The organism is Lutibacter flavus (assembly GCF_900188355.1).
Taxonomy (GTDB): domain Bacteria; phylum Bacteroidota; class Bacteroidia; order Flavobacteriales; family Flavobacteriaceae; genus Lutibacter; species Lutibacter flavus.
This window is the reverse complement of record NZ_FZNX01000001.1, coordinates 1,142,003-1,162,323: the sequence shown is the minus strand read 5'-3', so window position 1 is coordinate 1,162,323 and position 20,321 is coordinate 1,142,003. Positions and strand designations below refer to the sequence as shown.

Sequence of the window (20,321 nt, the reverse complement as noted above, 5' to 3'; positions counted from 1 at the left end):
GCTGTTCTAATTGCAAATGCAGTTTATATTATATTGTTTTATTTAATAATGAATTCCTTTTCATAAACTATGGAACAATTAGATTGGATTATACTTATAGGAACCCTATTGTTTATTGTTTCTTATGGAGCTTATAAAACAAAAGGCAGCAAAAATGTAACGGATTATATTAAAGGTGGAAGCGAAGCAAAATGGTGGACCATTGGTCTGTCTGTTATGGCAACTCAAGCCAGTGCAATCACATTTTTATCTACTCCCGGACAAGCTTTTCATAGCGGAATGGGATTTGTGCAATTTTATTTTGGATTGCCAATTGCAATGGTGGTAATTTGTTTGGTTTTTATACCAATTTATCATCGATTAAAAGTGTTTACGGCCTATGAATTCTTAGAATCCAGATTCGATTTAAAAACCCGGAGTTTGGCAGCAATTTTATTTTTAATTCAACGTGGTTTAGCTGCTGGAATTACCATTTTTGCACCTGCTATTATTTTATCGGCTGTTTTAGGATGGAATTTAACAATGCTAAATATTATTATTGGTGTTTTAGTAATTATTTACACGGTATCGGGTGGTACTAAAGCAGTTAGTGTAACTCAAAAACAACAAATGGCTGTTATTTTTGGTGGAATGTTTGTAGCATTCTATCTAATTGTAAGCTATTTACCTGCAGATATTTCATTTTCAAAAGCATTAAAAATTGCTGGTGCTAGTGGTAAAATGGAAGTGTTGGATTTCTCTTTTAATTTAGACAATAGATATACTTTTTGGAGCGGAATTATTGGTGGTACTTTTTTGGCGCTTTCTTATTTTGGAACGGACCAAAGTCAGGTGCAACGGTATTTGTCGGGTAAATCTATGAAGGAAATGCAATTAGGCTTAATTTTTAACGGATTGTTAAAAGTGCCGATGCAGTTTTTTATATTATTGGTAGGTGTAATGGTATTTGTGTTTTATCAATTTAATTCATCTCCATTAAATTTTAATCCTACGGCTACAGAAATAGTTCAAAATTCTGAATATGCTGAGGAATATAAAACTTTAGAAAATAAACATTTAGAAATTGAAAAATTAAAGTCGGTTGCAAATTTAAAATATGGAAACGATTTAGATAATGAAGTACTTGTAAAAGAAATTCAGCATTTAAATTCCTTAGAGCAACAAAATAGGGAAGAAGCCAAGGAAATAATTAAAAAAGCAGATGTGGATGCTGAAACAAATGATAAAGATTATGTATTTATTCACTTCATTTTAAATAATTTACCAAGAGGATTAATTGGCTTGTTGCTGGCAGTAATATTATCGGCAGCAATGTCTAGCACAGCTTCAGAATTAAATGCCTTGGCGAGCACTACAGTAATGGATTTATATAAAAGAAATATAACTGTTGAGAAAACGGATTCACATTTTGTAAATGCTTCAAAATGGTTTACACTTGCCTGGGGTTTAATGGCAATAACAGTAGCTTGTGTAGCAAATTTATTTGATAATTTAATTCAGCTGGTAAATATAATTGGGTCCATTTTTTATGGAAATGTTTTAGGAATATTTTTACTGGCATTTTTCATTAAATATGTAAAAGGAAATGCAGTTTTTATAGCAGCATTAATTACGCAAGTAATTGTAATTATTGGCTGGTGGTTTGATTGGATGCCTTATTTATGGTTAAATTTATTTGGTTGCGCTTTGGTAATGGGAATCGCGATCCTACTACAATTTTTGAGTTCAACAAATAAGAATTAATAGTTTAATAAATGGGAAAAAAATTAGATAAATTAACACCAGAATTAATTGATTTTATTAAAAATCAACATATTTTTTTTGTTGGAACTGCGGCGGAACAAGGAAACGTGAATATTTCTCCAAAAGGTGTTGACAGTTTTAGAGTTTTAAATGATAATAAAATTGTCTGGCTAAATTTAACAGGTAGTGGAAATGAAACAGCGGCTCACTTAATTAAAAACGATAGAATGACAATACTTTTTTGTGCTTTTGAAGGAAGTCCGCAAATATTGAGATTGTATGGAAATGCGAAAATTTATCATAAAAGAGATGAACAATTTAATGAATATGTGAACTTGTTTCCTACATATACCGGAACACGTCAAATTATTGAAATGGATATAGATTTAGTTCAGACTTCATGTGGTTTTGCAGTTCCATTTATGGATTTTAAAGGGGAAAGAACAATGCTTAATTCCTGGGCTGATAAACAAGGGACTTCCAAAATTGAAAAATATTGGGAAGAAAAAAACACTAAAAGCATTGATGGATTTGAAACAAAAATAATAGGTAATTAGAAATTAGTAAGGTTGTTTAAAAGCATTTAAAGACTTCATTCTTAACTAGTTTCAGGTTCTCATAGTGATTGATGAGATTCTGAAACAAGTTAAGGTTGACGAAAATTAAGCTTGAATACTATAACAAAAAAACACCTCAATTGAGGTGTTTTTTTTATGATTTAATATTGAAAAGTTTATTCAATTGGAATAACAAATCTAACTTTTGCCCAGGCAAAATTAATTGCTTTTTCACCAATTGAATACTGTAAAAGTTCTTGATTTTCATCAACCATTTCAGGTGTGATGTGATATCTTAAAAGATCGTCTGCCTCTTTATATCCATTTGATCCCCAGCTGTCATTTTTTTTGCTTAAAATGATAGTCCATTGCTCACTACTATTTGGTATAATAAAAAAACCATATTTACCAGCAGGAACATTTTTTCCATCAATTTTAACATCTTTATCAAATGAAATCGTTGTATTTTCATTTGCACCAGCTCGCCATACTTTGCTATACGGAACTAATTCTCCCCAAATGGTTCTATCTTTAACACTTGGAGCACCATAGTCTACATCAACTGTAACGGCTCCAATTTTTCCATTTACTTGTTTTCTCGGGCTTTTTTGTGCAAAAGTTACCGTTGTAACAAGTAGGAAAATAAGTAATATTTTAAATTTTGTCATAATTATTTTTGCCATTCAGCAATTGATTCTTTATTCATCTTAACATAATCTGCGTTTCCAGCTTTTTCAGCACCGGCAAGAGATTGTTTTGCAGTTTTAATTGCTCCAGCTTTGTCTCCCAAATCAGCTTGAATTAAGCTCATTCTGCGTAAATACCAAAATTCAGGATCGTCGTCACCTTCTGTTGCTTTTTTCATCCATTCTAAAGCTTGTTTTAAATCTTTCCCTTCTGTGTGGTAATATGAAGCAGCTTGAAAATAATCGTTACCTGAAGGTCCGGCCATAACAGTTTCTATACTTTTAGATGTAATTTTATCAGTAGGAACTTCAAAAGTTACTCCAACATACACATTTTCCCAAAGTATTCCTAAATCGGCTGAACCTGTTTTAAGATTATCAAGAGTCATTGTAAAAGAGTCTATATCCATAGGCATTTCTTGAACCTGAGCAGTTGTTTTTATAGCAACTTTGGCTTCATCCCATTTTTGTGGAGTTCCCCAGTTGTTAGTATCAGTATAAAATATTACATCCCAAGAAGTTTCATTTGGAATTGTAAAAATAGCGTAGGTTCCTTTTACTAATTTTTTTCCATCAATAATAACATTATCACTAAATGTAATTTTAGAGTTTGCATTGGCTCCGGTTCTCCAAACTTTACCATAGGGAACTAAATCACCAAAAATAGTTCTACCTCGCATAGCGGGTCTTGAATATTCTAAGGTAACATCTGTAAGGCCTACAACTTGTTCTATTTTTGAAAAAGGACTTGGTTGAGGTGTTTTAATTTGTGCGGTAGTTGTTGAAATTGCTCCAACAAAGACCAAAAGGATACATAATTTTTTTAGCATAATAATTATATTTAGGTTTAATACAAATATAACAATAAATAGCCTGTTTTTCGAGTAGATTTATTTTTAACATAAATTTAAGAAGTAGTGTAATTTGGTTTATTGATACTTTTTCTTTCTGAAATAACTGATAAGAAATCCAAAAACACCAAGAATTATTAAAGGAAAAAGCACATTTATAAATTGCCATTTATAAGCTTGTTCATATGCTTTTTGTTTATCTAAAAAGGCTATTTTAATAGTTTTTGATCGTATATTTATTAATCCGGAGTCGTCTAATAAATAGTTTACTGCATTTAGTAAAAACTCCTTATTACCATAAAGTTGATTGGTCCATTTATTTAAGCCTAATTCAAGGGGCTGACCTTTTGAAACTTCATTAGCAATAACATCACCATCAGAAATAACGATCATTTTTGAAGGCAGACCAACTTCTTTAGAATTATTAAAATTGAATGGTTTTACCCGACTGTTGTATGCCGATTTAAACGAACCTTCCAGTAAAACAGCGAGCGGTTTGTTTCCGTTATTAAACTCCGCTTGATTTGGTTTTTGAGTGATTGATTTTAAAGTTACAATTGATGGAGTTCCAGTGGTTGTTGAAAGCGGAGAACTTTGTAATAATATTGTTTTAGAAATGTTGTTTTTTAAAGTGTCAATACTATTAGTAAATTTAAAATTAACAGCCTCCGTATTTATGGTTATAGCATGATTGTTTAAAGAATTTACCAAAGGAAAATAATTCCACTGAAAATCAGAAAATTGAGTTTGATTTCCAATATTTCCAGTGGCTAACGGAATTTGAGAACTATACAAGTCTGTAACTAAATCTGAGTTAATTCTTATGCCATAATTAAAAAATAAATCCGTTAATCCTAAATCTCTTGGATACACTAAAGTTTCTCCAGTTTGGATTAGACTATCTAATTCAGCTACTACATTATCAATTAACCAAATCGATTTTCCACCATTCATAATAAATTGATCAAGCGTATATTTTTCTTGTTCAGAAAATTTTTCAGTAGGTTTTGCTATAATTGCTAAATCAAAATTGGATAGTTCAGTTAATGTTTTTTCAGGTTGACTTACAACAGAATCAAGTGTTATAGGAGCAAGAAGGTAATATTCGCCAAGTTTTAATAAAAAATCGGCAATGTAAATATCGTTCAATTCTCCATTACCTTTAATAATTGCAATTTTTTTAGACTTTTTTGAAGTTATTTTATGAATTCCATTTGCAAAAGCATATTCTAAATTTTGAATTGAACTTTCTAATTGTTCGTCTTGGGAATTTGTATAAATATCTTTTAATAGCGGAATAATTTCAGTTTTGCTTTTATAGTTAATTTCAGCAAAAGGAAAAATTACAATTTCTGATACTTTACCATTTTCCTGTACTTGTAATCTACTAGGCTCCAATCCTTTTTCAATTAATTCCTGAGCAATATCTGTTGGATTTATAAACCTGAATTGAACATTTTTATTTAGTGTTTTGAGCTCTTCTAAAAGTAGTTTTGTTTCTGTTTGTAAACGCTTAAATTCAGAAGGGAAATCTCCTTGTAAATAAACTTTCACCAATACAATCTCATCAACAGTTTTTACAATATTTTTAGTAGCAGGGGATAAGGTATATCTCTGGTCTTCTGTTAAATCAAATCGTTTGTAAACGCTTGAAGCTAAGAAATTTATTAATAGTAATCCAAAAATTATAGATACTATTTTAGAATACTTATTTTTCATTTTGTATTCTGATTTTAGTTAAAAATAAAAACAAAAAAGTAACTGAAATAAAGTAAACTAAATCTCGCGTATCAATAACACCTTTACTAATACTCGTATAGTGCTCATTCATTCCCAATTTTTGAATAAAATAATCTAAGTTTCCAAACAAATTATTAGTGGCCAATGCTTCAAATCCATAATATAAAAAGAATGAAATACAGACCGAAATTATAAAAGATACAATTTGATTTTTTGAAATTGTTGAACAAAAAATTCCGATAGCAGCGTAGGCACTTACTAAAAATAGCAACCCTAAAAACGATCCAAACGTAGTACCAAAGTTAATATTACCAACAGGATTCCCTAATTGATAAATGCTATACATATAAATAAGTGTTGGAATTATTGCTAAAACAACCAAAATTAACGCACCAAAATATTTACCTAAAATTATTTGCCAGTCTGTAATTGGTTTGGTTTTTAAAATTTCGATGGTCCCGGTATTAAATTCATCAGAAAAGCTGCGCATTGTAATTGCCGGAATCAAAAATAAAAATATCCAGGGAGCAAGAAAAAAGTAACCATTTAAATCGGCAAACCCTGCATGTAGAATATTAAAATCACCTTCAAAAACCCATAAAAATAACCCATTTATTAGTAAATAAACAGTTATTACCAAATAACCAATTGGTGAAGAAAAAAATGAATTAAGTTCTTTTTTTAGAATGGATTTCATTAATTATTTTTAAGGTAAACTATCAACTTTATCAACACTCCAGGCTACTGGTTTATCGTTAAACAATACTTTTGTTTTTGCCCAAACAGATTTAAATAAATCTGAATTTCTATAATTTTCTAAATCCCGTTCAGATTCCCAATAACTATAGGTAAAAAATATGGACGGTTCGTTTTTATCTCTGTATAATTCTAATAAACGACAACCACTGGTGTTTCGTATTTTTTCTTTGCTGTTATTGAAGTTTTTAAGAAATATATCAATTTTTGAAGGCTCAAAACTCATTTTTACAATTCTAACAAACATAATTTAACGTTAAATAAATTTTAAGGTAATTACATCTCTGTAATTTAAACCAAGTAGTGATGATGCACCACCAACTGTATTTAAGTTGCTTCTATACATAGAAATTTCTAAATAATTGGCAGAATTAAATAAAGCTAATTTACTTCCATCTTTTTGTCGTTGCTCTTTTGGAATGGAAAAATCAACAAATTCACTGTATTTTGAATAAATCTTTTTAAATGTATATTTATTTGCTGTTATTTCAAAATCCCGACCTTTTCCAACTTCCTGAAATAATTTTTTACTAATATTACTTATGGAGTTTCCGTAATTATCGATATAAATAATATTCCCAAAAATTGCTTTGTTATCTACAGAAATAGACGGTTGTAATTCTATTAATCTTTTAAAATCAGGAATTATTTTACCAATTATTTCCAACGTTCCTCCTCTGGCAATATGACAAGCAACTTTAACAAAAACATCTAAAACAGGGAAACTAGTTTCAATACGATCGTGAATGTTTATTTCTACAATTTTTTCGGGTTTTATTTCTGCTGCCAATAGAGAAATTACACCATTATCTGCACAAATAAAATAGTGATTGTCTAACTTTAATGCGATGTGTTTATTTTCTTCATTAAGTTCAGAATCTACTCCTATAATATGGATACTACCTTCAGGAAAACTTTTATAGGCATTTTTTAAAACATACGCTGTTTCAGTTATATTAAAAGGAGATATGTGATGAGATATATCAACAATTCTTGCGTCAGGTAATTCACCATAAATAGTCCCTTTTACTGAGCCAACAAAGTGGTCTTTTGTACCAAAATCAGTAGTTAAAGTAATAATTGACATATGAGAAAAACGCGATTTTTTTTTAAAATTTACAATTTAATTAACTTAATAAAATGTTCAAAACTTATTTGTTTAGAATTAATTATTGTAACTTGATATAATTAAATTTGTTATGCAAATCTAATCAATTATTCGGTTATTTTGCATAGATTATTATCATTTAAACTTAACACATATATCATTTGAACGAACGTATTATTGAGCTAACAGAGATAAACCCAAGCGACTTGTTTGGTACTCAAAACTATAATGTTGATATTTTAAGGAAGTATTACCCAAAATTAAAAATAGTTGCCAGAGGTAATAATTTAAAAGCTTATGGAGAACCCAATATTTTAGATGAATTTGAAAAGCGATTAGAGATGTTAATTAAATATTTTAATCGCTATAATAAGTTAGACGAAAATAGTATTGAACGTATTTTAACATCCAATGGAAAGGAACATAAAGCTTCAAAATTTGCAGATGGTGTATTAGTTCACGGTGTTGGAGGTAAATTGATTAAACCTCAAACGGTTAACCAAAGAAAAATGGTTGACTTGATGGAGAAAAATGATATGCTTTTTGCAATTGGACCAGCAGGAACTGGAAAAACATATACGGCGGTTGCTTTGGCTGTTAAGGCGTTAAAAGAAAAGGAAGTTCGAAAAATTGTGTTAACAAGACCAGCTGTTGAATCAGGGGAAAATTTAGGTTTTTTACCAGGTGATTTAAAAGAAAAATTAGATCCATATATGCAACCATTATATGATGCATTAAGAGATATGATCCCTTTTGAAAAACTCGATTCTTACATTGAAAAGGGAGTAATTCAAATTGCACCGTTGGCATTTATGCGTGGTAGAACGTTAGATAATGCATTTGTTATTTTAGATGAAGCTCAAAATACTACCCATAACCAAATGAAAATGTTTTTGACACGAATGGGTAAAAATGCTAAATTTGTGATTAATGGAGATCCAGGTCAAATTGATTTACCTCGCAGACAAGTATCTGGATTAAAGGAAGCAATGCTTACTTTAAAAAATGTAAAAGGAATAGCATTTGTACATTTAGATGAAAAAGATGTAATAAGACATAGATTAGTTAAAGAAATAATTTCAGCATATAAAAGCATAGAAGTAGGTAATGAGTAATACAATTAATAACACAGCATTTAACTTTCCAAAACAAAAATCAGTTTATAAAGGAAAGGTAAGAGAAGTTTATAATATTAATGATGAATTATTGGTAATGATTGCTTCAGATAGGCTATCTGCTTTTGATGTTGTAATGCCTAAGCAAATTCCATTTAAAGGCCAGATATTAAATCAAATTGCATCTAAAATGATGGATGCAACTAAAGATATTGTACCGAATTGGATTATCGCAATACCAGATCCAAATGTGGCGATTGGACATTTATGCACTCCTTTTAAAGTTGAAATGGTAATTAGAGGCTATTTATCAGGTCATGCGGCCAGAGAATATAAGGCAGGAAAAAGATTGTTATGTGGTGTTGCTATGCCAGAAGGAATGAAAGAGAATGATAAATTTCCTGAACCTATTATAACACCTTCAACAAAAGCGGCTAACGGAGCACATGATGAAGATATCTCCAAAGAAAACATTTTAGCCAAAGGAATTGTTTCTAAAGAAGATTATGAAGTATTAGAAAAATATACGAAAGCTTTATTTCAAAGAGGTACAGAAATTGCTGCCGAACGTGGTTTAATTTTGGTAGATACAAAATATGAATTTGGAAAAACCAAGGACGGAAAAATTGTGTTGATTGATGAAATTCACACACCAGATTCTTCTCGTTATTTTTATGCGGATGGTTATCAGGAAAGACAAAATAAAGGAGAAACACAAAAACAATTATCTAAAGAATTTGTGCGTCAATGGTTAATTGAAAATGGTTTTCAAGGATTGGAAGGGCAGAGTATTCCAGAAATGACAGATGAAAAAATCAATGAAATTTCTGATAGATATATAGAATTATACGAGAATATTACAGGTGAAACATTTGTAAAATCGGATGTTAGTAATATTACCCAAAGAATTGAAAAAAATGTACTTTCATTTTTAAATAAGTGAAAAATTTATTTTTAAAAAAAGGTCATACAGAAATGTATGACCTTTTTTTTGTTCCTTTTTTTAAACTACTGAAATTGAAAATAATTATTTATTTGAGTGTAATTAATTGGGGTAGTTGTATTTTCTAAATAATTAATAATAGTTTCAGCAGTAGTATTAGATGTATAACTTGGGGTTTGTGTAAAATATTGGTCATATACTGCAGGAATATAGTCGTTTATCCCAATAGTTAAGCTAATATTATCGTTTAGTTCTTGCTGGTTTTTATACATGGTAATAAAACCATTTTCTTGTTCTAATTCTATACCAGAATAATAAATTGCAGCTTTGCTACCTTTTAAAAAATCTTTAATTTCTTTAACCGTCATGGTATAAGTAACACTTCCATTATTAAATGGATCTATACTATAAATTTCTCGTTTTAAAATATCACCTTCATTCAGGCTATTTCTTACTCCTCCAGTATTTTGAAAAGAAATATCGACATTCATTTCCATTCTCAAAGCATCTGTATAAAAACTACCTACTGCACTTTTAGAATGATAGGCTTCTGAAAAACCTATAACTCCATCTAAATCAGCTTCTTCATTATAACTATCTACAAGTTCTTTTAAGGTTGAATCATAGTCGGAAAATTTTCCCAAATCAATTAATTCATAATCTAAACTTTCAACTTTTTTGTTATTTATAACCAATTGCAGTTTTCCAAGATAATTTAAATTAGAACCAGCTTGAAAAATAGGAATGTTGTTTATAGTTTCATTATCTTTAGAATGGGAATGTCCTCCAATAATGATATCAAAATATGGGAAGTTTGTAGCTAATCTCTCATCAGATGAATTTCCTAAATGTGTAAGCGCTATAAATAAATCTGATTGTTCATTTTCTTTAACTTCACTATAATTGGCTGCAACATCTCTATAATCTTCAAAAGTTAAATTTTGTACTCTCCATGGGTGGGTTGAAGGGATTGTTGCATTTTCTTTTCCGTTAGTTTCAACAAGACCTAAAAATGTGATTTTTACATTATTTTTTATTATTGTTTTGTATTCGTTTGGTTCAGGAATTCCTGTAGCATTCATATTTACGTTGGCGCAAACCCAATCAAATTGTGATTGTTGAAAACGATCTTTTAAAATAGCTTCGCCATAATCAAATTCGTGATTGCCAATAACAGACACATCAAATCCAACTTTATTCATTAAATCTATCATTGGAAAACCTTTTTCATCATGGTTATCCACAACAGGGTTTCCAGAAAAAATATCACCTCCACATACTACTATTACATTTGTTTTTTCTTTTTCCTGATCAATAATATATTTAATTTTTGAAAAATTAGCCAATCGTCCGTGTTGATCATTTATATGAAAAATGGTTAATTCTTTTGAAGAAGATTCAATTAGTGGGGTAGCATTATTTTCATTCTTGGAACAAGAAAGAAATAAAATAAAAATAAAATAATATTTAAATAACTGTTTAAAAAACATCATAATTTATTTTAAAAGAAAAGTTTACATTTTGGAATAATCTTAATTATTTACTCTTCATAGAAAGTTTATTTATATTCACTAATGGTATTAATGATACTTTCAATAGACTCATCATCTATATTTAACCAATGTAAAGCCATTTCAGTGGTTGAAAATATTTTTGATTCTTGATTTAAATCGCCTTCTAAACTTTTATAAATTGTTATTGGAACTACTTGATTTGGAGTACTTGTAACAAGTGCAAGCTTTCGATTTCCTATAATATCATAAATACTAGCCATATATTTAATGTATTTTTTAATATCGGGTTTAGTGGTTGAAAAAAATACATCTTTAAGGTGAATATAATAATTCATATTCGTTTTAAATAAAGGATCTTCTAAAAGCTGTTTTTTAAATTTTATATAAGAATCTACATTTAAGGTGCCTTGATGATGTTCGATAACAAGATTGCTTTCTGATAATATTATATAAAAACTTTTCAGTTTTGACATTTGTAACATTTTTTATAAATCTAAAAAAAAAGTCCTTTTAATAAAAATAAAAGGACTCTTTCTTTATAAATGGTACGTTTTACTTATTCTTTTTCTGTTTTGCCTGTTGATCTTGAGCTTGTTTCATTGCATCATTTAAACGCTTTTTAAACTTGCTTTCCTTTTTAGGCTTCTTTTTGTTTTCCTGAATTTTAGCGTGAATTTTGTCTTCGTCAATTATGTAATTCTTAATAACTAACATAATTGTAATTGTTAATAAGTTAGAAACAAAGTAGTACAAACTTAAACTACTCGCATACATATTAAAGAATACCAACATCATTACTGGTGAAAAATACATCATCATTTTCATCATTTTCTGCATATCTGGCATTCCTTCTTGTGTAGGCTGCTGCATACCCATTTGTTGACTTTGGCTCATTCTCATATAAAAGAAAATTGCTATAGATGCTAATATTGGAAATAAACTAATATGTGATCCATACATTGGAATTGTAAATGGAAGTTCAAATACAGAATCATATGCCGATAAATCATCTGCCCATAAAAATCCTTTTTGTCTTAAATCTATATTTGATGGGAAAAATCTAAATAGAGCAAAGAAAACAGGCATTTGTAAAAGTGCTGGAATACAACCAGCAAGAGGGCTAACACCAGCTTTGCTTTGAACTGCCATTGTTTCTTGTTGACGTTTCATTGCATTTTCTTTACCTGGTAAACGCGTGTTTATCTCTTCCATTTCAGGTTTTAACACCTTCATTTTTGCACTGGATAAATAAGATTTATACACTAAAGGAGACATGATAATTCTAACTATAATAGTTAGTAGAATAATAATTAAACCGTAATTACCAATAAAACCTTGTAAAAGGTTAAAAACCGGAACAAAAACCAATCGGTTTATATAACCGAAAATTCCCCAACCTAAGTTTACAACTTCCTTTAAATTTCGATCGTATTTTTTTAGAATCTGATAATCATTTGGTCCAATATACCATTTCATATCATAATTTAATTCTCCACCTTCTAAAGCTAACGGAGCTTTTAAATGAAACTCTTTGGTAAATACAGTATCAATTTCTTCGTCTTGGGTTAATGTTTTAGAATCTAATCTGGCAGTTTCAAATGCTTTTTCAGAAATTAAAATTGAAGAGAAAAAGTGTTGTTTAAATGCTACCCAGTTTACATCTGTTTCGTCTGCATCATCTTCACCACCAACAGAAAGATAGTCGATATCTTCTGATTCTTTTTCATAATACATTTCAGTTTGTTGGTTTTCATAACGAATGCTTTTTTCGTGTCTGAATCCTTTTAGGTTCCAATCTAATGTAATTTGTTGTGCTGAATTAAGAGTTGAGCTCAAACCTTGTGAACGAACATTAAAATTAACCATGTATTCACTTGGTGTCATTTCATATCTATACTCCAAATACTTGTCATTTGAAACTTTAAGTCTCATAGAAAGCACTTGGTTTTCACCATTAGTAGTTAATTTAGGTTCAAATAGTAAATCTTTTGTATTTAAAATTCTATTTCCTGAAGTTCCAAAATTTATATTAAAAGAAGCATTTTGCTTTTCAATCATATAAAGTGGTAAAGAATCATAGGTAACAAAATTCTTAATTAAAGCTTCTTTTATTTGACCACCTTTGTTTGAAATAACTAATTTAAGAACGTCGTTTTCTAAAATAGTTTCAGAATCTGCAACTGTAGCAGAGTAGGCGAAATCACCTAATTGACTTTTTGCATTTGCCAACGAAATTGAATCTGTGCCTTGTAATACCGTTTGAGTGTTGTTTTCAGATTTTTCAAAAGAAGAAGAAATTGTTTCTTCTTGAACTTGTTCTGTTTGTTTATTTTTTTCTGCTTCTAATTCTTCAGGTGTTGGCTGATTAGTGTACATCCACCATAACATTATTGCTCCAAGTAAAACAAAACCTATCAGTGAATTAAAATCAAATTTCTTTTCTTCCATGTGTATATTTAAATGTCAATTTGTCATTAGCTTTCTAAAAAGTCTTAAAAAGCCCGACAAATGTACTAAATGTAAGGTTAATTATTAGTTTTTATTAATGATTCTATATTAGCTCAAAGAGTGTTCCAAAGAAGCTTTTACAAAATCAACAAATAAAGGATGTGGATTTAACACAGTACTTTTATATTCCGGATGGTATTGAACTCCTACAAACCAAGGATGCGAAGGAATTTCAATTACTTCAACCAAATCAGTTTTAGGGTTTTTACCCGTTGAAATCATACCAGCATTTTCTACTTGCTCTAAATAATCGTTGTTAAATTCATATCTATGTCTGTGACGTTCGCTTATTAATTCTTTATTATAAATACTATATACTTTACTGTCTTTAGCTAATTTACAATCCCAGGCACCTAATCGCATTGTTCCGCCATAATTAACAACACTTTTTTGTTCCTCCATTAAATTAATAACTGGGTTTGAAGTTTCTTCATCCATTTCTATAGAATTGGCATCTTTTAATCCTAAAACATTTCTAGAAAATTCAATAACTGCCATTTGCATTCCTAAACAAATACCAAAAAATGGAATCTTGTTTTCTCTTGCATATCTAACAGCTTCAATTTTACCCTCAATTCCTCTACCTCCAAAACCAGGCGCTACCAAAATCCCATTTAAATTTTTCAATTTTCTTGGAACATTTGTCACGGTTAAATCTTCAGAATGAATCCAATTGATGTTTACTTTAATTTGATTTTGAGCACCCGCATGTATAAATGCCTCAGTAATTGATTTATAAGCATCTTTTAATTCAACATATTTACCAATCAATCCAATTTCTACAGTGTGTTTTGGGTTTTTAAATTTAGTTAAAAACTGATTCCAAACTAATAATTTTGGTTGCTTGTCTATAGGTAGTTGTAATTTTTTTAATACAACTACATCTAAGCCTTCGTCTAACATTAAATTAGGAACGTCGTAAATTGTTTCTGCATCAATAGATTCAATTACATCTTCTTTTTTAACATTACAGAATAATGCTAATTTTTCTTTAATTGAATCGGAAATTTCGTGCTCGGTTCTACAAACTAAAATATCAGGACTTACACCACTTTGCATTAACATTTTAACGGAGTGCTGTGTAGGTTTTGTTTTTAATTCACCTGCAGCAGCTAAATAAGGAACCAATGTTAAATGAATAACAATTGCATTTTCATGACCTAATTCCCATAATAACTGTCGAACAGATTCAACATAAGGTAACGATTCTATATCGCCAACAGTTCCACCAATTTCAGTAATAACTATATCAAATTCACCAGTATTACCTAAAATTTGAATTCTTTCTTTAATTTCATCTGTAATATGAGGAATAACTTGTACCGTTTTTCCTAAAAATTCACCTTTACGTTCTTTATCTATAACCGATTGGTAAATTCTACCAGTTGTAACATTGTTTGCTTGTGAAGTAGGAATGTTTAAAAAACGTTCGTAATGCCCTAAATCTAAATCGGTTTCAGCACCATCATCAGTTACATAGCATTCGCCGTGCTCATAAGGATTTAATGTTCCTGGGTCTATATTTATGTATGGATCTAGTTTTTGAATGGTTACAGAGTATCCACGTTCCTGTAATAATTTTGCAAGTGAAGCAGCTATAATCCCTTTTCCAAGTGAAGAAGTAACGCCTCCGGTTACAAAAACATATTTCGTATTTTTCATTATCTGTAGGTTTGGGCAAAAGTACTAACTCTATTTTAGTTTACAAAAAAAGAATCCTTCAAAATTTTAATAATTTGAAGGGTTAAATATGTTTGAAAAATTAAAGAATCTTATTAAAAATAGTTTCTTTGTTAATAGGATAGATAGTTAATTTTTATAATTACAGTAAATAAATCGTTTTAATGATTTATATACAGAGTTAAACAACGTTAATTTTTTTTTATTACTTCTTTTTCTTACTACGTATCATAGCTTCCAACATATCCCACATTTCTTCAGGAACTTCTTCTAACATATTAAATTCACCTGCGCCTTTCAGCCATTCACCACCATCTATAGTAATTACTTCACCATTAATATAAGCTGAAAAATCACTCATTAAATAAGCTGCTAAGTTTGCTAATTCCTGATGTACACCAACTCTACCAACGGGAACTTTCTTTTTCATATCAAACTTCTCTTTTAAATCTCCGGGTAATAACCGGTCCCAAGCGCCTTTGGTAGGGAAGGGGCCGGGTGCAATTGCGTTAGAACGAATTCCATATTTAGCCCATTCTACAGCCAAAGAACGCGTCATTGCCAACACGCCAGCTTTTGCAGTTGCAGAAGGAACTACATATGCAGAGCCAGTCCAGGCATAAGTTGTTACAATATTTAAAATAGTTGCTTTTTTTTGCTTTGTGTTAATCCAATGTTTACCAAAAGCCAAAGTGAAATTTTTGCTTCCTTTTAAAACAATATCAATTATAGTATCAAATGCATTTGCAGATAAACGCTCCGTTGGACTTATAAAATTACCCGCAGCGTTGTTTAAAAGTCCGTCAACTTTTCCAAATTCTTTAAGCGTTTCCGCTAAAACAACTTCAACTTCATTATAATTTCTAACATCACATTGTACAGCTAAAACTTTTCCACCAGTTTTTTCTTCTAATTCAATTTTAGCCTTGTTTAATTTTTCAATATTTCTTGATGTAATTACCACGTGCGCTCCCAGTTCTAAAAAATAAGTGCTCATAGCTTTTCCCAAGCCACTACCACCACCAGTAACTACAATAACTAGGTCTTTTAAACTTCCTTCTTTAAGCATTGGTTTTTGATACATAATTCACTAAATTTGGTTTTTATAAAAATAGGATTTTTTCCTGTTTTAGACTTTAAAATAAATTTTTTATTTTTTTTTAAATTCTGTTTGTCAAACACAAAAGTAATTGTATATTTGCCAACGCTTTTAAGGAGATGAATTCGAATAGAATGCAATAACTAAAGAAACACGATTTTAAAATATATAAGTAATGCCAAAAAGAACTTACCAGCCATCAAAAAGAAAGAGAAGAAATAAACACGGATTTAGAGAACGTATGGCTAGCGCTACTGGAAGAAAGGTTTTAGCTAGAAGAAGAGCTAAAGGAAGAAAAAATTTAAGCGTTTCTTCAGCCCCAAAACCAAAGAGATAATGAAACAATAGTTTTATATATAAGGTGTTACTTTTTTTAGTAACACCTTTTTTTATGTTTTTTTAATAAGTTTTGAAAACTAATTTTCATAAAAAAATAAAAATTAAGGATATTTACACGAATTATATTTTACTTTAAGAAATGCCTAAGAATACAAACATTAAATCAATATTAATAATTGGTTCAGGTCCAATTATTATCGGCCAAGCATGTGAATTTGATTACTCTGGTTCACAAGCAATTAGATCGTTAAAAGAAGAAGGGATTGAAGTTACTTTAATCAACTCAAATCCAGCAACAATTATGACGGATCCGTCATTGGCTGATAACGTATATTTAAAACCTTTAACGACTAAATCTATAATCGAAATTTTAAAAATACATCCAAATATAGATGCTGTTTTACCAACAATGGGTGGTCAAACTGCATTAAATTTATGTATTGAAGCCGATGATAAAGGTATTTGGGAAGATTTTAATGTTGAATTGATAGGTGTTGATATTGATGCAATTAATATTACTGAAGACCGCGAGCAGTTTAGAAAACTAATGATTGAAATTGGTATTGGACAAGCGCCATCAACAGTTGCAACTTCATTTTTAAAAGGTAAAGAAATTGCGCAGGAATATGGTTTTCCATTAGTAATTCGTCCATCATTTACTTTAGGTGGTTTTGGAGCATCAATAGTATATGATAAAAAAGATTTTGATGATTTATTAAGTAGAGGTTTAGAGGCTTCTCCTATTCATGAGGTTATTATTGACAAAGCTTTATTAGGCTGGAAAGAATATGAATTAGAATTATTACGAGATAAAAATGATAACGTAGTAATTATTTGTACAATCGAAAATATGGATCCAATGGGAATTCATACTGGAGATTCTATAACCGTTGCTCCGGCAATGACGTTAAGTGATACAACTTTTCAAAGAATGCGTGATATGGCAATTCATATGATGCGTTCAATTGGTGATTTTGCAGGAGGATGTAATGTGCAGTTTGCTGTAAGTCCAGATGAAAAAGAAGATATTATTGCTATTGAAATAAATCCAAGAGTTTCCAGATCATCAGCACTAGCATCAAAAGCAACTGGTTACCCTATTGCAAAAATTGCTGCTAAATTGGCAATTGGTTATCATTTAGATGAATTAAACAATCAAATTACAAAAACAACTTCAGCTTTATTTGAGCCAACGTTAGATTATGTAATTGTTAAAATACCTCGTTGGAATTTCGATAAATTTGAAGGAGCAGATAGAACAGTTGGTTTACAAATGAAATCAGTTGGTGAAGTTATGGGAATTGGACGTTCATTTCAGGAAGCATTGCACAAAGCAACGCAATCGCTGGAGATTAAACGTAACGGATTAGGTGCAGATGGAAAAGGAGAAAAAGATTATGATACAATAATTCAAAAATTAACATATCCAAGTTGGGATCGTGTATTCGTAATTTATGATGCTATTCAAATGGGAATACCTTTGAGTAGAATCCACGAAATCACAAAAATTGATATGTGGTATTTAAAGCAATATGAAGAATTATTGGCTTTAGAGGTTGAAATATCAACAAATAAATTATCAACATTATCTTACGAATTGTTGTTGGAAGCAAAACAAAAAGGGTTTGCAGACAGACAAATAGCTCATATGTTGGGTTGTTGGGAAAGCGAAGTGTATGCAAAAAGACAAGACTTAGATATAAACAGAGTTTACAAGTTAGTTGATACATGTGCTGCTGAATTTGGAGCGCAAACACCATATTACTACTCTACTTTTGAAAATAAAATGATTACTGCTGATGGTGGTAGTTATGCAGATAATGAAAGTGTAGTAACGGATAGAAAGAAAATAGTTGTGTTAGGTTCAGGTCCAAATAGAATTGGACAAGGGATAGAATTTGATTATTGTTGTGTTCATGGGGTTTTAGCAGCAAGAGAAGCTGGTTATGAAACTATTATGATTAACTGTAATCCTGAAACTGTTTCAACAGATTTTGATACAGCAGATAAATTATACTTTGAGCCTGTTTTTTGGGAACATATTTATGATATCATTCAGCACGAAAAACCAGAAGGTGTTATTGTTCAGTTAGGTGGGCAAACAGCCTTAAAATTAGCAGAAAAGCTTGATAAATGGGGAGTTAAAATTATAGGAACCAGTTATGAAGCCTTAGATTTAGCTGAAGATAGAAAGCGTTTTTCTGAATTATTAGTTGAGTTAGACATTCCATTTCCACAATATGGTACTGCAACAACTGCAGATGAAGCTTCTGCTATTGCAGATACATTAGACTTTCCAATATTAGTACGTCCATCTTATGTTTTAGGTGGCCAAGGAATGAAAATTGTAATTAATAAAGAAGAGTTAGAAACACATGTTGTTTCTTTATTAAGAACGATACCTAATAATATGTTGTTATTAGACCATTATTTAGATGGAGCTATTGAAGCTGAAGCAGATGCAATTTGTGATGGAGAAGATGTGTATATAATTGGTATTATGGAACATATTGAGCCTTGTGGAGTACATTCAGGGGATTCAAATGCTACATTGCCACCATTTAATTTAGGTGAATTTGTGATGCAACAAATAAAAGATCATACTAAAAAGATTGCCTTAGCTTTAAAAACAGTTGGTCTTATTAATATTCAATTTGCTATTAAAGATGATGTTGTTTATATAATTGAAGCAAATCCAAGAGCTTCTAGAACGGTGCCGTTTATTGCTAAAGCATACCAGGAACCTTATGTAAATTATGCAACAAAGGTAATGTTAGGTGTAAATAAAGTGAAAGACTTTAAATTTAATCCTAAACTAGAAGGATTTGCAATTAAACAACCAGTATTTTCATTTAATAAATTTCCTAATGTTGATAAAAAACTTGGACCAGAAATGAAATCAACTGGTGAGAGTATTTTATTTATTGATAGCTTAAAAGACGATCAATTTTATGAGTTATACTCTCGTAGAAAAATGTACTTGAATAAATAGTAATTTTTACATATATAAGTTAAGAGCTCCTTTTTGGGGCTCTTTTTGTTTATTATATGCAATTTATTATAAAACAAAAATTATTTTTCCTTTTATATTTTACTTTATTTTTAAATAAGTTTATAATAGTAAATCTTCATATTATTACGGCTTATATTACTTGATGTAACTGATTTTTAATCACTTCGTAAATTTTTTTATATCCGATATACTGTTTAATCGAAACATAAAATGTTTAATTAAAATAAAAAAAGATTAAACATTATTTGTTTTTGTTTAATCTTTTTGTATATTTGTAAAACAAAATAGAAATAAAACGAAAATAAAAAGATCATGAAAACATTTAAAAATTTACACAAACTAGTATTTATTGCTTTCTTAGCAATAGCATTTGTCTCATGTGATGACGACGATGAGCAAATTACACCTGAACCAATGACAAATTCAATTGCTGATTTCGTTGTTGCGAATCAAGATAATTATAGTAGTCTGCTTGCAGCACTTCAAAAAGCTGATTTAGTAGAAACGTTACAAGGAGAAGGTCCATTTACGGTATTTGCTCCTGATAATGCCGCTTTTGCAGCATTTTTAACTGCAAATAATTTTAATAGTTTAGATGATGTACCGGTTGCTGCTTTAAAAGAAATATTATTAAACCATGTTGTTAGTGGATCTGTTCAATCAGGAGGA

General features: G+C 30.0%; 18 protein-coding genes. 7 read left to right on the top strand and 11 right to left on the bottom strand.

Features of this window, described 5'->3' with window-relative positions; genetic code table 11:
• Positions 1-69: 69 nt before the first annotated feature.
• Positions 70-1,743: a sodium:solute symporter gene (locus CHB63_RS05110; protein ID WP_089377321.1), complete on the top strand. Its 1,674-nt coding sequence runs from the start codon at positions 70-72 to the stop codon at positions 1,741-1,743.
• Between the two features lie 11 nt (positions 1,744-1,754).
• Positions 1,755-2,300 (top strand): pyridoxamine 5'-phosphate oxidase family protein, encoded by a 546-nt coding sequence (locus tag CHB63_RS05105; RefSeq protein WP_089377320.1) that lies wholly within the window; start codon positions 1,755-1,757, stop codon positions 2,298-2,300.
• Between the two features lie 176 nt (positions 2,301-2,476).
• Here the strand turns inward: CHB63_RS05105 and CHB63_RS05100 are convergent, their stop codons facing one another.
• The 6 genes from CHB63_RS05100 to CHB63_RS05075 form a co-directional block, all read right to left on the bottom strand.
• Complete coding sequence (locus CHB63_RS05100) at positions 2,477-2,983, bottom strand: DUF2911 domain-containing protein (protein WP_089377319.1); 507 nt, start codon at positions 2,981-2,983, stop codon at positions 2,477-2,479.
• Positions 2,971-3,816 carry a DUF2911 domain-containing protein gene (locus CHB63_RS05095; protein ID WP_089377318.1) on the bottom strand — a complete coding sequence of 282 codons (846 nt, stop codon included), beginning with the start codon at positions 3,814-3,816 and terminating at the stop codon, positions 2,971-2,973. Before CHB63_RS05095 ends, CHB63_RS05100 begins: the two co-directional genes overlap by 13 nt.
• A gap of 99 nt (positions 3,817-3,915) precedes the next feature.
• A complete protein-coding gene (gene gldG / locus CHB63_RS05090; RefSeq protein ID WP_089377317.1) occupies positions 3,916-5,556 on the bottom strand; it encodes a gliding motility-associated ABC transporter substrate-binding protein GldG in 1,641 nt (546 codons plus the stop codon).
• Entirely contained in the window at positions 5,546-6,274 is a 729-nt protein-coding gene (gldF, locus tag CHB63_RS05085) for a gliding motility-associated ABC transporter permease subunit GldF (protein WP_089377316.1), read from the bottom strand. The genes gldG and gldF overlap by 11 nt, the downstream gene beginning before the upstream one ends.
• Before the next feature lie 9 nt (positions 6,275-6,283).
• Complete coding sequence (locus CHB63_RS05080) at positions 6,284-6,580, bottom strand: putative quinol monooxygenase (RefSeq protein ID WP_089377315.1); 297 nt, start codon at positions 6,578-6,580, stop codon at positions 6,284-6,286.
• A 9-nt stretch (positions 6,581-6,589) separates the two neighbouring features.
• Entirely contained in the window at positions 6,590-7,420 is an 831-nt protein-coding gene (locus CHB63_RS05075) for an SAM hydrolase/SAM-dependent halogenase family protein (RefSeq protein ID WP_089377314.1), read from the bottom strand.
• 182 nt (positions 7,421-7,602) lie between these two features.
• On the opposite strand from CHB63_RS05075, the gene CHB63_RS05070 reads away from it, so the two are divergent.
• Both CHB63_RS05070 and CHB63_RS05065 read left to right on the top strand, forming a co-directional pair.
• The gene (locus tag CHB63_RS05070; protein WP_089377313.1) at positions 7,603-8,556 is read left to right on the top strand and encodes a PhoH family protein; all 954 of its coding nucleotides are present in this window, start codon (positions 7,603-7,605) and stop codon (positions 8,554-8,556) included.
• Positions 8,549-9,499, top strand: a complete 951-nt coding sequence (locus CHB63_RS05065) for a phosphoribosylaminoimidazolesuccinocarboxamide synthase (RefSeq protein ID WP_089377312.1) — start codon at positions 8,549-8,551, stop codon at positions 9,497-9,499. The genes CHB63_RS05070 and CHB63_RS05065 overlap by 8 nt, the downstream gene beginning before the upstream one ends.
• A gap of 65 nt (positions 9,500-9,564) precedes the next feature.
• Here the strand turns inward: CHB63_RS05065 and CHB63_RS05060 are convergent, their stop codons facing one another.
• The 5 genes from CHB63_RS05060 to CHB63_RS05040 form a co-directional block, all read right to left on the bottom strand.
• The gene (locus CHB63_RS05060; protein ID WP_089377311.1) at positions 9,565-10,992 is read right to left on the bottom strand and encodes a bifunctional metallophosphatase/5'-nucleotidase; all 1,428 of its coding nucleotides are present in this window, start codon (positions 10,990-10,992) and stop codon (positions 9,565-9,567) included.
• A 65-nt stretch (positions 10,993-11,057) separates the two neighbouring features.
• Positions 11,058-11,486, bottom strand: a complete 429-nt coding sequence (locus CHB63_RS05055; protein WP_141107266.1) for a hypothetical protein — start codon at positions 11,484-11,486, stop codon at positions 11,058-11,060.
• 79 nt (positions 11,487-11,565) lie between these two features.
• Positions 11,566-13,461, bottom strand: a complete 1,896-nt coding sequence (gene yidC, locus CHB63_RS05050; RefSeq protein ID WP_089377309.1) for a membrane protein insertase YidC — start codon at positions 13,459-13,461, stop codon at positions 11,566-11,568.
• Positions 13,462-13,569: 108 nt separating this feature from the next.
• Entirely contained in the window at positions 13,570-15,183 is a 1,614-nt protein-coding gene (locus CHB63_RS05045; RefSeq protein ID WP_089377308.1) for a CTP synthase, read from the bottom strand.
• 223 nt (positions 15,184-15,406) lie between these two features.
• Positions 15,407-16,285: an SDR family oxidoreductase gene (locus CHB63_RS05040; protein WP_089377307.1), complete on the bottom strand. Its 879-nt coding sequence runs from the start codon at positions 16,283-16,285 to the stop codon at positions 15,407-15,409.
• A 190-nt stretch (positions 16,286-16,475) separates the two neighbouring features.
• Here CHB63_RS05040 and rpmH point away from each other — a divergent pair, with 190 nt between their 5' ends.
• From rpmH to CHB63_RS05025, 3 genes are all read left to right on the top strand, one after another.
• The gene (rpmH, locus tag CHB63_RS05035) at positions 16,476-16,637 is read left to right on the top strand and encodes a 50S ribosomal protein L34 (protein WP_089377306.1); all 162 of its coding nucleotides are present in this window, start codon (positions 16,476-16,478) and stop codon (positions 16,635-16,637) included.
• A 141-nt stretch (positions 16,638-16,778) separates the two neighbouring features.
• A complete protein-coding gene (carB, locus tag CHB63_RS05030) occupies positions 16,779-19,631 on the top strand; it encodes a carbamoyl-phosphate synthase large subunit (RefSeq protein WP_089377305.1) in 2,853 nt (950 codons plus the stop codon).
• A 333-nt stretch (positions 19,632-19,964) separates the two neighbouring features.
• The coding region (locus CHB63_RS05025) for a fasciclin domain-containing protein (protein WP_176420256.1) at positions 19,965-20,321 on the top strand (357 nt) is incomplete at its 3' end.